General features: G+C 57.3%; 14 protein-coding genes. 2 read left to right on the top strand and 12 right to left on the bottom strand.

All coding sequences use genetic code 11. The features are described 5' to 3' along the window. Window positions 1-30 precede the first annotated feature (30 nt). Window positions 31-1,404, top strand: a complete 1,374-nt coding sequence (gene cysG, locus ABLV78_RS01870) for a siroheme synthase CysG (RefSeq protein ID WP_047048016.1) — start codon at window positions 31-33, stop codon at window positions 1,402-1,404. A gap of 68 nt (window positions 1,405-1,472) precedes the next feature. On the opposite strand, the gene trpS is transcribed toward cysG, so the two are convergent. From trpS to ABLV78_RS01810, 12 genes are all read right to left on the bottom strand, one after another. Continuing rightward, on the bottom strand, window positions 1,473-2,477 hold the full coding sequence (trpS, locus tag ABLV78_RS01865; protein WP_015369391.1) for a tryptophan--tRNA ligase: 1,005 nt from the start codon (window positions 2,475-2,477) through the stop codon (window positions 1,473-1,475). Next, the gene (gene gph, locus ABLV78_RS01860) at window positions 2,470-3,231 is read right to left on the bottom strand and encodes a phosphoglycolate phosphatase (RefSeq protein WP_047048014.1); all 762 of its coding nucleotides are present in this window, start codon (window positions 3,229-3,231) and stop codon (window positions 2,470-2,472) included. The genes trpS and gph overlap by 8 nt, the downstream gene beginning before the upstream one ends. Beyond that, window positions 3,224-3,901, bottom strand: a complete 678-nt coding sequence (gene rpe / locus ABLV78_RS01855) for a ribulose-phosphate 3-epimerase (protein ID WP_015369389.1) — start codon at window positions 3,899-3,901, stop codon at window positions 3,224-3,226. The genes gph and rpe overlap by 8 nt, the downstream gene beginning before the upstream one ends. A gap of 17 nt (window positions 3,902-3,918) precedes the next feature. Further along, complete coding sequence (gene dam, locus ABLV78_RS01850; RefSeq protein WP_045394863.1) at window positions 3,919-4,746, bottom strand: adenine-specific DNA-methyltransferase; 828 nt, start codon at window positions 4,744-4,746, stop codon at window positions 3,919-3,921. A gap of 79 nt (window positions 4,747-4,825) precedes the next feature. Then, a complete protein-coding gene (gene damX / locus ABLV78_RS01845) occupies window positions 4,826-6,118 on the bottom strand; it encodes a cell division protein DamX (protein WP_047048011.1) in 1,293 nt (430 codons plus the stop codon). An 84-nt stretch (window positions 6,119-6,202) separates the two neighbouring features. Beyond that, complete coding sequence (aroB, locus tag ABLV78_RS01840) at window positions 6,203-7,297, bottom strand: 3-dehydroquinate synthase (RefSeq protein WP_047048008.1); 1,095 nt, start codon at window positions 7,295-7,297, stop codon at window positions 6,203-6,205. Window positions 7,298-7,350: 53 nt separating this feature from the next. Beyond that, window positions 7,351-7,872, bottom strand: a complete 522-nt coding sequence (aroK, locus tag ABLV78_RS01835) for a shikimate kinase AroK (RefSeq protein WP_002920267.1) — start codon at window positions 7,870-7,872, stop codon at window positions 7,351-7,353. Window positions 7,873-8,141: 269 nt separating this feature from the next. After that, window positions 8,142-9,383, bottom strand: coding sequence for a DNA uptake porin HofQ (hofQ, locus tag ABLV78_RS01830; RefSeq protein ID WP_047048005.1), 1,242 nt, complete (start codon window positions 9,381-9,383; stop codon window positions 8,142-8,144). Further along, window positions 9,295-9,696 (bottom strand): HofP DNA utilization family protein, encoded by a 402-nt coding sequence (locus tag ABLV78_RS01825; RefSeq protein ID WP_047048002.1) that lies wholly within the window; start codon window positions 9,694-9,696, stop codon window positions 9,295-9,297. Before ABLV78_RS01825 ends, hofQ begins: the two co-directional genes overlap by 89 nt. Further along, window positions 9,686-10,123, bottom strand: coding sequence for a HofO family protein (locus ABLV78_RS01820; RefSeq protein ID WP_047047999.1), 438 nt, complete (start codon window positions 10,121-10,123; stop codon window positions 9,686-9,688). Before ABLV78_RS01820 ends, ABLV78_RS01825 begins: the two co-directional genes overlap by 11 nt. Beyond that, a complete protein-coding gene (locus ABLV78_RS01815) occupies window positions 10,107-10,646 on the bottom strand; it encodes a PilN domain-containing protein (protein WP_047047996.1) in 540 nt (179 codons plus the stop codon). Before ABLV78_RS01815 ends, ABLV78_RS01820 begins: the two co-directional genes overlap by 17 nt. A 2-nt stretch (window positions 10,647-10,648) precedes the next feature. Continuing rightward, the gene (locus ABLV78_RS01810) at window positions 10,649-11,434 is read right to left on the bottom strand and encodes a type IV pilus biogenesis protein PilM (protein ID WP_047047991.1); all 786 of its coding nucleotides are present in this window, start codon (window positions 11,432-11,434) and stop codon (window positions 10,649-10,651) included. A 214-nt stretch (window positions 11,435-11,648) separates the two neighbouring features. Between ABLV78_RS01810 and mrcA the strand changes: the two genes are divergently transcribed. Then, window positions 11,649-14,207, top strand: a complete 2,559-nt coding sequence (gene mrcA / locus ABLV78_RS01805; RefSeq protein ID WP_045394849.1) for a peptidoglycan glycosyltransferase/peptidoglycan DD-transpeptidase MrcA — start codon at window positions 11,649-11,651, stop codon at window positions 14,205-14,207. Window positions 14,208-14,336 lie beyond the last annotated feature (129 nt).

Raw genomic sequence — 14,336 nt, 5'->3', positions numbered from 1 at the left:
CCCTTTCCCCCCTTGCCGTGAGGATCTGCCGTGGACCACTTACCTATTTTTTGCCAACTACGCGATCGCGACTGCTTGCTGGTCGGCGGCGGCGATGTCGCTGAACGCAAGGCGCGTCTGTTGCTCGACGCCGGCGCCCGGTTAACGGTGAACTCACGCCAGTTTACTCCGCAGTTTCAGGTGTGGGCCGAGGCGCAGATGCTGACGCTGGCGCAAGGCGATTTCAATCCTGCGCTGCTCGATAACTGCTGGCTGGCGATCGCCGCCACCGACGATGATGTCGTTAATCAGCAGGTCAGCGAGGCCGCTGAATCACGGCGTATTTTCTGTAACGTGGTGGATGCGCCCCGTCAGGCCAGCTTTATTATGCCTTCAATTATCGACCGCTCGCCTCTGATGGTCGCCGTGTCTTCCGGTGGTACCTCGCCGGTGTTGGCGCGCCTGCTGCGTGAAAAGCTCGAATCGCTGCTGCCGCTGCATCTCGGACAAATCGCCCGCTATGCCGGGCAGCTGCGCTCAAGGGTGAAAAAGCAGTTCGCTACCGTCGGCGAGCGCCGCCGCTTCTGGGAAAAGCTGTTTGTTAACGATCGTCTCGCCCAATCGCTGGCGAACGATGATCGTCAGGCCGTCGCCGATACCACGGAACGGTTACTGAATGAACCACTGGAACATCGCGGCGAAGTGGTGCTGGTTGGCGCCGGTCCGGGCGATGCCGGTCTGCTCACCCTCAAAGGGCTGCAGCAGATCCAGCAGGCCGATGTGGTGGTCTACGACCGGCTGGTCTCCGACGATATTATGAATCTGGTGCGCCGCGACGCCGATCGGGTATTTGTCGGCAAACGCGCAGGCTATCACTGCGTGCCGCAGGAGGAAATTAACCAAATCCTGCTGCGCGAAGCGCAAAGCGGCAAACGTGTCGTGCGCCTGAAAGGCGGCGATCCGTTTATTTTTGGCCGCGGCGGCGAAGAGCTGGAGACCCTCTGCGCGGCAGGTATTCCGTTCTCGGTGGTGCCGGGGATCACCGCCGCATCCGGCTGCTCAGCCTACTCAGGTATTCCGCTTACCCACCGCGATTTCGCCCAGGGCGTACGTCTGATCACCGGCCATCTGAAAACCGGTAGCGATCTCGACTGGCAAAATCTGGCGGCGGAAAAACAGACGCTGGTGTTCTATATGGGGCTAAACCAGGCGCCGGCGATCCGTGAAAAGCTGATCGCCCACGGCATGGCGGCGGATATGCCGGCCGCCATCGTCGAGAACGGCACCGCGGTCAACCAGAAGGTTGTCGCCGGCACTCTGGATCGGTTGGATATTCTGGCGCAGCAGATGGCCAGCCCGGCGTTGATTATCGTGGGCCGCGTGGTGGCGCTACGCGACAAGCTGAACTGGTTTTCTCACCATTAAGCTAATGCGCTCTAACAGACACAAAAAAACCGGGATTATCCCGGTTTTTTTACCTTCAGCGAGCCTTGTTACGGCTTAGCGACAAAGCCAATCGCTTCATACACCGCTTTCAGGGTCTTAGAAGCGTGCGCGCTGGCTTTTTCCGCCCCCTCTTTCATCACCTGATTAAGGAACGCTTCGTCGTTGCGGAAACGGTGATAGCGCTCCTGCAGCTCGGTCAGCATACCGGAAACCGCTTCGGCGACTTCGCCTTTCAGGTGGCCGTACATTTTACCTTCAAAGTGCTGTTCCAGTTCCGGAATGCTCTGGCCGGTCACGGCGGAGAGGATATCCAGCAGGTTGGAAACGCCCGCTTTGTTTTGCACATCGTAACGGACAACCGGCGGCTCGTCGGAGTCGGTCACCGCGCGTTTAATCTTCTTAACTACCGATTTCGGGTCTTCCAGCAGACCAATGACGTTGTTGCGGTTGTCATCGGACTTGGACATCTTCTTGGTCGGCTCCAGCAGGGACATCACGCGCGCGCCGGACTTAGGAATAAACGGCTCCGGCACTTTAAAGATATCGCCATAGATAGCGTTAAAGCGCTGCGCGACGTCGCGGCTCAGCTCAAGATGCTGTTTCTGATCTTCGCCTACCGGTACCTGGTTGGTCTGGTACAGCAGAATATCAGCGGCCATCAGTACCGGGTAGTCAAACAGACCGGCGTTGATGTTCTCGGCGTAGCGCGCGGACTTGTCTTTAAACTGGGTCATGCGGCTCAGCTCGCCGAAATAGGTGTAGCAGTTCAGCGCCCAGCCCAGCTGGGCGTGTTCCGGCACGTGAGACTGGACGAAAATGGTGCTCTTTTGCGGATCGATACCACAGGCCAGGTACAGCGCCAGCGTATCCAGCGTCGCTTTACGCAGGTTCTGCGGATCCTGACGCACGGTGATTGCGTGCTGGTCAACGATGCAGTAAATACAGTGATAGTCATCCTGCATGTTTACCCATTGACGCAGCGCACCCATATAGTTGCCAATGGTCAATTCACCTGAGGGCTGTGCGCCACTAAAAACGATGGGCTTAGTCATTTTTTAATTCCTGAGTTTCACTGTACGGTAGCCCAAGAGCGGGCAAGAGTTCATTAAATTGGTCAAAGATAAAATCCGGCTCGCTCAACGCAATCGGCTCGCCGTAGTTGTAGCCGTAAGTCAGACCGATAGAGCAACAGCCCGCCGCTTTCGCCGCCTGAATATCGTTGCGCGAATCCCCGACGAACAGGAGTTCGGCTGGCGTCAGAGAGAGCTTTTCCGCCACCAGCAGCAGCGGATCCGGATGCGGCTTTTTATTCTTCACATCGTCGCCGCCGATCACCACGCTAAAGTATTTCGCGATATCCAGCGCCTCGAGCAAGGGCGCCACGAACGGTGTCGGTTTGTTGGTAACCAGCGCCAGCGGCAGGCCTTTGGCATGCAGCGCGCCGAGCGTATCGGCCACCGCCGGGAACAAGAAACTGCCTTCTTCCGCCGCTTCGGCGTAATAGCGGTCGAACAGTTTACGCAAAACGCGTAGCTGTTCGTCTTGCGGTATATCATGATCGTCGACGGAAGGTTTGCCCATCGCCGCACGTAACGTGGCGCGCTCCTGGCGAGCCCAGTTCAGCGCCCGCTCCATCAGGACGTCTGCGCCGTTGCCAATCCAGGTCACGACGCGCTCTTCACCTGCCACCGGCAGTTCCAGCGCGTAAAGCGCGCTATCAACGGCGGCGGTTAAACCCGGCGCGCTATCGACCAGCGTACCATCCAGGTCAAATGCCACGCCGCGGATGGCCTGTAATTTATCCATGACTAACCTTCGCTAATTCACTGCGCATTTGATCAATAACTTTTTTGTAATCCGGCTGGCCGAAGATCGCCGAACCGGCGACAAACATATCCGCACCGGCGGCGGCAATTTCACCAATATTGCTGGCTTTCACGCCGCCATCGACTTCAAGGCGAATGTCGTAGCCGGATTGATCGATAAGCTGACGCACCTGACGCAGTTTTTCAAGAGTGTGCGGAATAAAGGACTGGCCGCCAAAGCCTGGGTTAACCGACATCAGCAGAATCACATCCAGCTTATCCATAACGTAATCGAGATAGCTCAGCGGCGTTGCCGGGTTGAATACCAGCCCCGCTTTACAGCCGTGCTCTTTGATAAGCTGCAGGCTGCGGTCGACGTGTTCAGAGGCTTCCGGGTGGAAAGTGATAATGCTGGCGCCGGCTTCGGCAAAATCAGGAATGATGCGGTCGACCGGCTTTACCATCAGGTGCACATCGATCGGCGCGGTAATGCCGTAGTTGCGCAGCGACTTCAGCACCATCGGGCCAATCGTCAGATTCGGCACGTAGTGGTTGTCCATGACGTCGAAGTGTACGACATCCGCGCCCGCCGCCAGTGCCTTAGCGGTATCCTCGCCCAAACGGGCAAAATCAGCCGACAGAATCGAAGGGGCAATCAAATACTGCTTCATCCGCATCTCCTTGAAATTTATTTGGTCTTCGGCGGACGGTACAGCGCTAAGAGCTCGTCCACCTTTTTACGCGTACCACCGTTGCTGCTGATGCTGCGCCGAACCTTCACAATATGCGTTTCCGCCGCGTTTTTATACCACTCCTGCGTCAGCGGCGTGCGGTGGTTTGAGATAAGCACCGGGATCCGCTTTTTCATCAACGATTCCGCTTTTTTCGCCAGCATTACCTGCTGATCAAGGTTGAAACTGTTGGTGTGGTAGGCGGTAAAATTCGCCGTCGCCGTCAGCGGCGCGTACGGCGGGTCGCAATAGACCACCGCCCGGCTATCGGCTCGCTTCATGCACTCTTCATAAGATTCGCAGTAAAACTCGGCGTTCTGCGCCTTGGCGGCGAAGTGATAGAGCTCAGCCTCGGGGAAATAGGGCTTTTTGTAGCGGCCAAACGGCACGTTGAACTCGCCGCGCAGGTTGTAGCGGCACAATCCGTTGTAGCCATGGCGATTCAGATACAGGAACAGCACCGCGCGACGCAGGGGATCCTGACTCTGGTTGAATTCATCACGGTACTGGTAGTAGCGCTCCGCGGCGTTGTTTTCCGGCGTAAACATCTCGCGTGCGGCGCTGACGTATTCGTCAGTGCGCAATTTGACGATGTTATACAGACCGATCAGATCGCTATTGATATCCGCGAGGATATAACGAGAAAAGTCGGTATTCAGGAATACCGACCCGGCGCCCACGAAGGGCTCAATTAAGCATTCACCTTCCGGCAAATGCTTTTTAATATCGTCAAGCAGGGGGTATTTCCCCCCTGCCCACTTCAGAAAAGCGCGATTCTTTTTCATGCTGCCTAACTAATTACACTTTCTCCGGCTGTGGAGAAATCGCTCCGACAGCATCCTGCGCTTAAGACTACTCGCGGCATTACTTCAGGTCAGCTTGTACCTGATGCAGCGGTTTTGCCCATGGATTTTTCGCCTGAACATCCGCAGGGAGCGTGGCGACGGCACGTTTCGCTTCATCTTTCGAAGCGTAGATGCCGCTGACCAGCACATACCACGGTTGACCGTTGCGAGTCGTCTCATAGACAACATATTTTTCCAGCTTCTCTTTCTTCGCCCAGTTGTTCAGGTTGTTGTAGTTAGAGGAGCTGCTGAGCTGCAACGTATAGTTACCTGACGGCGCAGACTTCATCGAACCAACATCGCCAGCCGTTTTGCTACCAGCCGCTGCGGTCGCCGCAGGCGCAGTGGCCGCCGGGGTGGAGGTCGTTGCGGCAGGCGCAGTCGCGGTAGCCGTTGGCGCGGTTGTCGCAGCCGGTTTAGTCTGCGCAGTGGCGACAGGCTTGCTGGCGGTAGCCGCCGGCGCGCTCTCTACGCGCTTAGGTTTGGTTTCAACCGGCGCTTTGGCGGTAGCCTGCGGCTTGCTTTGCGGTTTCGGTTCAATCACCACCTGTTTACGCTCGGCAGGACGCGGCGCGGCAGCCGTCTGGCGTTCGGTCGTTTGACGCGGCGCGGCGCCATTACGCATTGGCGCAACGGTCGCAGGTTCGGTCGGTAAGGTGGAGTTAGCAACGGCGCTATCCAGTTGACCCTGCTGCTGAGTCAGTGCGTTGTTCAGGTCGCCCTGAACTTCCACACGCTGCTGGCCCTGCGGCTCAGAGGCGGGTTGACCCTGAGTCGGATTAGAGGCGATCGGCGGCAGAGAAACGTCCTGCGGCTGCTGCTGGTTGGTGTTGCCCGCAGTTTGATCGACCGGCTGCGCGGCATTGTTGTTCTGGTCAGCGGTCATGCTTTGATCGCCTGACAGGTTAACGCTCTTCTCACCAGAAGCGGATTCATTGGAAGAAGATGGCGATTTCAGCGCCGAACCCACGCCGACAATCAGCAGCAGGAGTACCAGCACCCCGACGCCCATCATGACATACTGGCGGGAAGCCGGTTTAGCAGGGGCCTTTTTGCGTTTACGCGGACGGCGTTCAACCTGCTGCTCTTCTTCTGCTTCTTCTTCGGACTCAAGGTCCTCTTCATACTCTTCTTCATCGCGTTCACGACGGGCTTTGTTCGCGCGCGTCGGACGGCTTTCATCAGCCTCGAGATCGAGATCGTCGAAATTGATCTGCGGATCGGCGTCACGCTCGGAAGACTGACGGGAACGACCAGTACGACGATCGTTGCGATCGGCTTTCATATCGTCTTCTGGTTTGAAATCATCCATTTAACACCCCACTAAAAGGCTTATGCTCACGATTATTGCATGTTGCCCGAAATGATAACGCCGCGCGGACGCGGCTAGACCTTCTTATTGTTGCGCCTGCTGAGTATCAGCAATCGCGCCAAGAACTACATCGTGCGACACTCCGCCGCGGACCTCGCTCTTTCCTATAGCGAGCGGCAATACCAGGCGCATTTCGCCTGCCAGTACCTTTTTATCACGCATCATGTGAGGCAAGTACGCTTCTGCAGACATTTCCTGCGGCCCGCATACCGGCAACCCTGCTCGTTGCAACAGCGCAATCATACGCTGCGTATCCTGCACGCTAAACTGCCCTAAACGCTCGGACGTATGCGCCGCCATGACCATTCCTGCCGCCACAGCTTCGCCATGTAGCCAGTTACCGTAGCCCATTTCAGCTTCGATGGCATGACCAAATGTATGTCCCAGATTCAGTAAAGCACGTAACCCGGTTTCGCGCTCGTCGGCAGCGACAACTTCGGCTTTTAGCTCACAACAACGGCGAATACAGTACGCCATCGCTGATTCATCCAGCGCCATCAGCGCATTGATGTTGTCTTCAAGCCAGCAGAAGAACTCGCCGTCGAGGATAATGCCGTACTTAATGACCTCAGCCAGGCCGGAGGAGAGCTCGCGCTTCGGCAATGTTTTGAGACAATTAAGGTCGACGACCACGGAAACCGGCTGCCAGAAGGCGCCAATCATATTTTTACCGAGGGGATGGTTTACGGCCGTTTTGCCGCCAACCGAAGAGTCCACCTGCGAAAGCAGCGTGGTGGGAACTTGAATAAAACGTACGCCGCGCTGATAGCTCGCCGCGGCAAAACCGGTTAAATCGCCAACCACGCCGCCGCCGAGCGCCACGAGTGTGGTGTCGCGGCCATGTGGTTTTTGCAACAGCGCGGTAAATACCGTATCCATCACCGCCAGGCTTTTATACTGCTCGCCATCCGGCAGGATCACGCTGTCGACATTGACACCCGCTTGCTCCAGTACGGAGCGAACGGTATCAAGATAAAGCGGCGCCAGCGTTTCATTGGTGACCAGCATAACCTGGTCGCCTGATTTCAGTGGCAGAAAAGAAGCTGGATCGTTAAACAAACCAGCCGCGATGGTAATCGGGTAACTACGTTCCCCGAGAGTTACAGTCAGCTTCTCCATAACGCGACGTCCACCTCAGTTGCTTTACTCTGACGCACTTTATTAAGCCAGAATCAGTTGCTTTCCAGCATATGAATAATCTGGTTTGCAACGACTTTCGCGCTTTGATCGTCGGTGCGGATAGTCACATCGGCAATCTCTTCATACAGCGGATTACGCTCATCTGCCAACGCTTCAAGAACTTCACGTGGCGGCGCATCTACTTGTAATAAAGGACGCTTTTTATCGCGCTGCGTACGAGCAAGTTGTTTTTCGATCGTTGTTTCCAGGTAGACCACCACGCCGCGGGCGGAGAGACGGTTACGCGTTTCACGGGATTTTACTGAGCCGCCGCCAGTGGCGAGTACGATTCCCTGTTTTTCCGTCAACTCATTGATGATTTTTTCTTCACGATCGCGGAAGCCTTCTTCGCCTTCGACATCGAAGACCCAGCCGACGTCTGCGCCAGTGCGTTTCTCAATCTCTTGATCAGAATCGTAAAATTCCATGTTGAGCTGTTGGGCTAACTGGCGCCCAATAGTGCTTTTGCCGGCACCCATAGGCCCAACCAGAAAGATATTGCGTTTCTCTGCCATTTTTTCGGTACTACTAAGACTATTCGTTAATGATAAACCCGCTTCGCAGACACCCAGCGCAGCAGGACATGAACTGAAACCTCATATGCAATAGAGCGAGAGTCAGACTAAAAATTATCTCAATACTCCGGCTGGTTTGGCAACAGAATAAAATCACCGGACATAAAGGGAGGATTGATGTCGTACCCGACTCTCAAATCGGTACCCCTTGTATGCTAAATCCGTCCCCGCGTCAAACACCTGAAACGTGTTTAGCATGAAAAACCCGCTTAATGTACTGCCAGAATACGCGGCGTGATGAAGACAACCAGTTCACGTCGTTCATTATCTTTACCATCATGGCGAAACAACTGCCCGAGTAAGGGGATTTCGCCAAGCAACGGCACGCTGTCGCGCGCCCACTTATTCTTCTGCGAAAAAATACCGCCCAGCGCCAGGGTCTCGCCGCTTTTCACCTCGACTAAGGTTTCAATCTCTTGCTTATCAATTGCCAGCGCTTCGCCGTTTTCCTGCTGCAGTACCTGGCCTGGCGTATTTTCGCTAATGCGCAGTTTCAGGCGCACGCGATCCTGCTGTAGCACCGTCGGCGTCACCTCCATACCCAGGACCGCCTCTTTAAACTCAACCGAGGTGGCGCCGCTTTCTCCGCTGGAGACCTGATAGGGGATCTCGCTGCCCTGTTTGATACTAGCGGGTTGCATATGCGACGCCAGCAGGCGCGGACTGGCGATGATGTCCACCTGCTGCTTTTGCTCCAGCGCGGAAAGCTCAAGCTCCAGTAGCCGCCCGTTAATCCGGCCGATATTAAACCCGCCGCGGGTGGTCGCGTCTGATACCGCCAGATTACTGCTCAGGTTGGTCATTTTCCCCATCCCCGGCGTGCTGCTGGCCTCCGCCAGGCTCCACTTCACGCCAAGCTCACGCAGGCTGGTCGCGCTCATTGACACAATGTGCGCCGCCAGCTCCACCTGGCCGACCGGCAGATCCATCTCCTCAGCCCACGCCTTCAGCGCCGGCAGATGCCGATCGTCGTCGCGGATTAACAGACGATTAGTTCGCCGATCGACGGTCATCGTGCCGCGGGCGCTCAACAGCTTGCCCCCGGATTTCGCCAGTTCGTCTGCGTCGGCATAGCGAAGCGGGATACTGTGGTTACGTAATGGCAGATTCTGCCAGCGTTTAGCCTGCTCGGCTTCCTGCTGCGTCCGTTTCGCTTGCTGCCACGCCAGCGTGTGGATGTACAACACCGTGCCCTGACGGGCCATTGTCAGTCCAGCGCTATCGAGAACCGACTGGAGCGCCTGTTGCCAGGGGACGCTATTTAAGTGGAGCGACAGCGTGCCGCTGACCTCCGGCGCCACGATTAAATTAAGATGTTGCATTTCCGCCAGGCTTTGCAGTACCTGGGCCACCGGTACATCATCAACCACCAGCGATACCGGCGGTTCTTTTTTCGCCGCCGCGGCCAGCAGCGGCAGCAGCAGAAGTAGCAGGCTTATCCTTCGCATCATGTTGGCTTTCCTTACGTGACCAGACCCAGCGTGCGGGTTCACACCCGGTATTGGCCTCCAGAGTTAATGTTTCTGCCGTTAGCTGTCGAATTCGCCAGCCGCCAGGCAAAACGTCGTTAATTCGTACACGCCGCCACTGACCGGTATGATCCTGAACAAGACCCAGCCACTGGGCCGGGCGGCCAACCCCGCCGCCGTAACGCCACTGCGTCAGCTGCGCGGTCTGGCAGTGGTCCTCGACCGGTAAAAAAGGATCGCGCGCTCCTGCCAGCAGCGGGCAAACCAGCAGCAGCATGTATCCTTTATATTTCATCGTCGCGCTCCAGTTGCAACGACATCTGTAGTACCCCTTTTTCATCATTTAGTGAAAAAGCGCTAGCGTGTACCCCGCAATCGGCAAGCCAGGCGAACAGCGGCGGCACCGACTGCCAGTTAACCGCCGCCAGCATCTCACCGCCGCGCCCTCGCGGTTGCCAGGCCTGTAACAAGATACCGGCCACGGGTGGCTCCAGCGGTGAAAAACGCCGGGCCGTCCAATCATCAACCACGCGCTGCTGCAGCGTGGCCCGCAGCGGCATTACTCGCCGCCATTGCGTCTGTAGGGGCGGCGGCGTGGGCTGCGAAGCGCTGACAACAACAAGCGAAAACGCCAGATACACTGCCGCAGCCAAAACTGTGGCGCAAAGTAACGCTAACGGCCATCCGCGCAGCGCCTGCAGGCGTTCAATCGCTGTCCGCATCGGCAGTGTCTCCAGGTAGAAAAAAACTAAATGACCAGCGTCCCTGTGTATCGCGATGCGTTCCTCCTGCCATCGCCGGTTGAAACCCCTCCAGCTTGCCAAGCGCCTTTTCCAGCGCCACCACCGCCTTGAGGTTCAGCGCCAGGCCGCTGAGGGTGATGCCCTGCGGTTGGTAGTCCAGTCTGGTTAACCACAGCGGCTCCGGCAACAGCGACGCTAACGTGAGCAATCGTGTCTGCCAGGCCTGCATTTCGGCTCGCCGCTGCGCTTGCCGTGCCTGTCGCTCACCGCGCTGTATTTCTTCGCGCATCTCCCGCTCGCGTTGCAACAGCATGGAATAAAGCAGATTGTCGGCTTGGACGCGCATCGCCTGCTGCGCCGCGTCCATCTGACGCAACGCGCGCGTCGCTATTGTCAGGGCGGCGATGTTTAGCGCCATCGCCACCGCCAGCAGCCCGCCCAGACGCAAGCGTTGCCGCCGTCGCGTCTCGCGCCACGGTAGAAGATTAATCGGCTGCGCCATGGTTATTTACCTCCCAGCGCCAAACCAAGCGCGATAGCAAAGCGATCGCCGCAGGCGGGAAGCGGCGGCTGCAGGCGGTGGATTACGCTCCAGCAATCAAAGCTATTTTCCGCCAACGGCAGGCTGCTACAGAGCTGGAACTGTTCATCGTTGAGGCGCGAGGTTAAGTGCGAGAAAGAGGGGGCTTCAGCGCATGGACAATAGCCCCAGCGCTCCTGGGTCGCCCATAACCACTCCGCGTCCCCCTGCCAGACCAATCCCTGAGTCGCGTCAGTAAGCCAGGGAAAAAAAGAAGTGAGAGCAGCCGCATCCGGCACGATCGCCGCCAGGCGCAGCTTCAGCCGCCGAGCCAGTTGACGCAGCGCGTCGATATCCAAACGCTGAGCCGCCGTCGCCTGCCAGCCATCGTTAGCCGCGCGGGCGGTGTAATCGATACACAGCGAAGAGGCAGGCATTTCCAGCTGACGCGCCATCGTACCCGCTATCCACATCGCTCTTTCGTTTTCCCGCAGCGACACCTGTGGCGCCGGCAACTGCTTTTGCAGCGTACGGCTGGCAGGAAGCGCAATGCACACCTGATGCTGTAACGGCAGCTCGCGGCGCCAATCACGTAACCGCTTCACCGCCTCATTGATGTCAACGATGCTGCCCTGCGCCACCAGGCCGGGCGGCAGCGGAATTCGCCACCAGCGACGTAACGCCCAGCGTCCACGTTCGTACAATAGTGCCACTATGGCGACGCTATCCTGTTGAATGTGAATTCCTATACGCCAATTTCTGAAAGTCATGCTTAGATCTCCTTATCCGCGATTGCGATTCAAGGAGCAGCCTGGATATACCATGTGGCGAAATGGGGGCTTTTAGCGTCGATCGACACGCCGTCTGGAAGACATAGCGCCAGCAAGCCGCCCCGTGGGGGTATATCAATGCTCCTGGCTTGCCTTTATACTACCGCGCGTTTGTTTATAAACTGCCCAAATAAAACTAAATGGGAATTCTCCGGTGAAGTTCGTAAAGTATCTTTTTATCCTTGCAGTTTGTTGCGTTCTGCTGGGAGCAGGCTCGATTTATGGCCTCTACAAATTTATAGAGCCGCAACTCCCCGACGTCGCGACCTTAAAGGATGTGCGCTTGCAGATCCCGATGCAGGTTTATAGCGCGGACGGCGAGCTCATTGCGCAATATGGCGAAAAGCGCCGCATCCCCGTCACTCTGCAGCAGATGCCGCCGGAGCTGATAAAAGCGTTTATCGCGACTGAAGATAGCCGCTTCTATGAGCATCATGGCGTCGATCCGGTGGGGATTTTCCGCGCCGCCAGCGTGGCGATGTTCTCAGGCCATGCCTCGCAGGGCGCCAGTACCATTACTCAGCAGCTTGCGCGTAACTTCTTCCTCAGCCCGGAAAAAACGATAACGCGTAAGATCAAAGAGGTTTTCCTTGCGATCCGCATCGAACAGCTGCTGAATAAAGACGAAATTCTCGATCTTTACCTCAATAAAATTTACCTCGGCTACCGCGCCTATGGCGTCGGCGCCGCCGCGCAGGTTTACTTCGGTAAAACGGTCGATCAGCTGACGCTGAGCGAAATGGCGGTCATCGCCGGTCTACCAAAAGCGCCTTCCACCTTTAACCCGCTCTATTCGCTGGATCGCGCGACCTCGCGTCGCAACGTGGTGCTGTCGCGTATGCTGGGCGAAGGCTATATCACCCAGGCACAGTACGATCAGGCGCGCAGCGAGGCGATTGACGCCAGCTACCACACGCCGGAAATCGCCTTCTCCGCCCCGTATCTGAGCGAAATGGTGCGTCAGGAGATGGTCAACCGCTACGGCGAGCAGGCCTACGAAGACGGCTATCGCGTCTACACCACCATCACGCGTAAAAACCAGCAGGCCGCTCAGCAGTCGGTGCGTAAAAACGTGCTCGATTACGACATGCGCCACGGCTATCGCGGCCCGGCCAACGTGCTGTGGAAAGTTGGCGAGACCCCGTGGGATAACAAAAAAATCCTCGATACGCTGAAAAAACTGCCGGGCGTCGGCCCGCTGGCGCCGGCGGTAGTCACCTCCGCGAACCCGCAGGAAGCCGTCGCGTTGCTGGGCAACGGCACGTCGGTGGCGTTAACGATGGATGGCGTCCGCTGGGCGCGTCGCTACGTTTCCGATACGCAACAAGGCTCGACGCCGCGCAAAGTGACCGACGTCATTCAGACCGGGCAGCAAATTTGGGTGCGCAAAGAGGGCGACAAATGGTGGCTGTCGCAGGTGCCGGAAGTGAACTCCGCGCTGGTCTCTATCAACCCGCAAAATGGCGCGATTATCGCTCTGGTCGGCGGCTTTGACTTCAATCAGAGTAAATTCAACCGCGCTACCCAGGCGCTACGTCAGGTTGGCTCCAATATCAAGCCGTTCCTTTATACCGCGGCGATGGACAAAGGCTTAACCCTCGCCAGTATGCTTAACGATGTGCCGATCTCCCGCTGGGATGCCGGCGCGGGCTCCGACTGGCGGCCGAAAAACTCGCCGCCGCAGTACGCCGGCCCTATTCGTTTGCGTCAGGGATTAGGTCAGTCGAAGAACGTGGTGATGGTGCGCGCGATGCGCGCAATGGGCGTCGATTATGCGGCAGAGTATCTGCAGCGTTTCGGCTTCCCGGCGCAGAACATCGTCCATACCGAATCACTGGCGCTGGGTTCCGCTTCCTTTACCCCGCTACAGGTCGCCCGCGGCTACTCGGTAATGGCTAACGGCGGCTTCCTGATTAACCCGTACTTCATTAGCAAGATCGAGAACGACCAGGGCGGCGTGCTGTTTGAAGAGCGGCCTAAGGTCGCCTGTCCGCAGTGTAATTCGCCGGTGATCTACGGCGATACGCCGAAATCCAACGTGCTGGAAAACCAGGATGTCGAAGAGGTCGCCACCTCTCAGGAGCCGCAAAACGGCGACGTCCCGCCGCAGCCGCAGCTTGAGCAGGCTAATCAGTCGCTGGTCGCGCAAAGCGGCGCGCCGGAGTATGCCCCGCATGTTATCAACACGCCGCTGGCCTTCTTGATTAAGAGCGCGCTGAATACCAATATTTTCGGCGAACCGGGCTGGATGGGCACCGGCTGGCGTGCGGGCCGCGATCTGCAGCGTCATGATATCGGCGGCAAAACCGGTACCACCAACAGCTCGAAAGACGCGTGGTTCTCCGGCTACGGTCCGGGCGTAGTGACTTCGGTGTGGATTGGTTTCGATGACCACCGTCGCGATTTGGGCCGTACCACCGCTTCCGGCGCGATTAAAGATCAGATTTCGGGTTATGAAGGCGGCGCTAAAAGCGCCCAACCGGCTTGGGATGATTTTATGAAACGGGTGCTGGAAGGCGTGCCGGAAGAGCCGTTAACGCCGCCGCCGGGTATTGTGACGGTGAATATCGACCGCAGTACAGGTCAACTGGCTAACGGCGGCAATAGCCGCGCCGAGTACTTCATCGAGGGCACGCAGCCTACCCATCAGGCGGTGCGCGAAGTCGGCACCACCATTACCGATAGCGGTGGCGAAACCCACGAGTTGTTCTAGTGAAAACCACTTTCTAAAAGGTGGCCTGAGAGCAGCAAAAAAACCGCCGAAATGAACTGCACCCGAAAAGTTGGACACCCAACGAAGTAAGGTGCAGTTTTTTTATGGGCAAGGAATTCCAGCAGGCTC

This window comes from Klebsiella sp. CN_Kp075, from assembly GCF_040065055.2.
Classification (GTDB): Bacteria; Pseudomonadota; Gammaproteobacteria; order Enterobacterales; family Enterobacteriaceae; genus Klebsiella; species Klebsiella aerogenes.
Note: the sequence above shows the minus strand (reverse complement) of the source record. Positions and strands in the feature narration are given on the sequence as shown.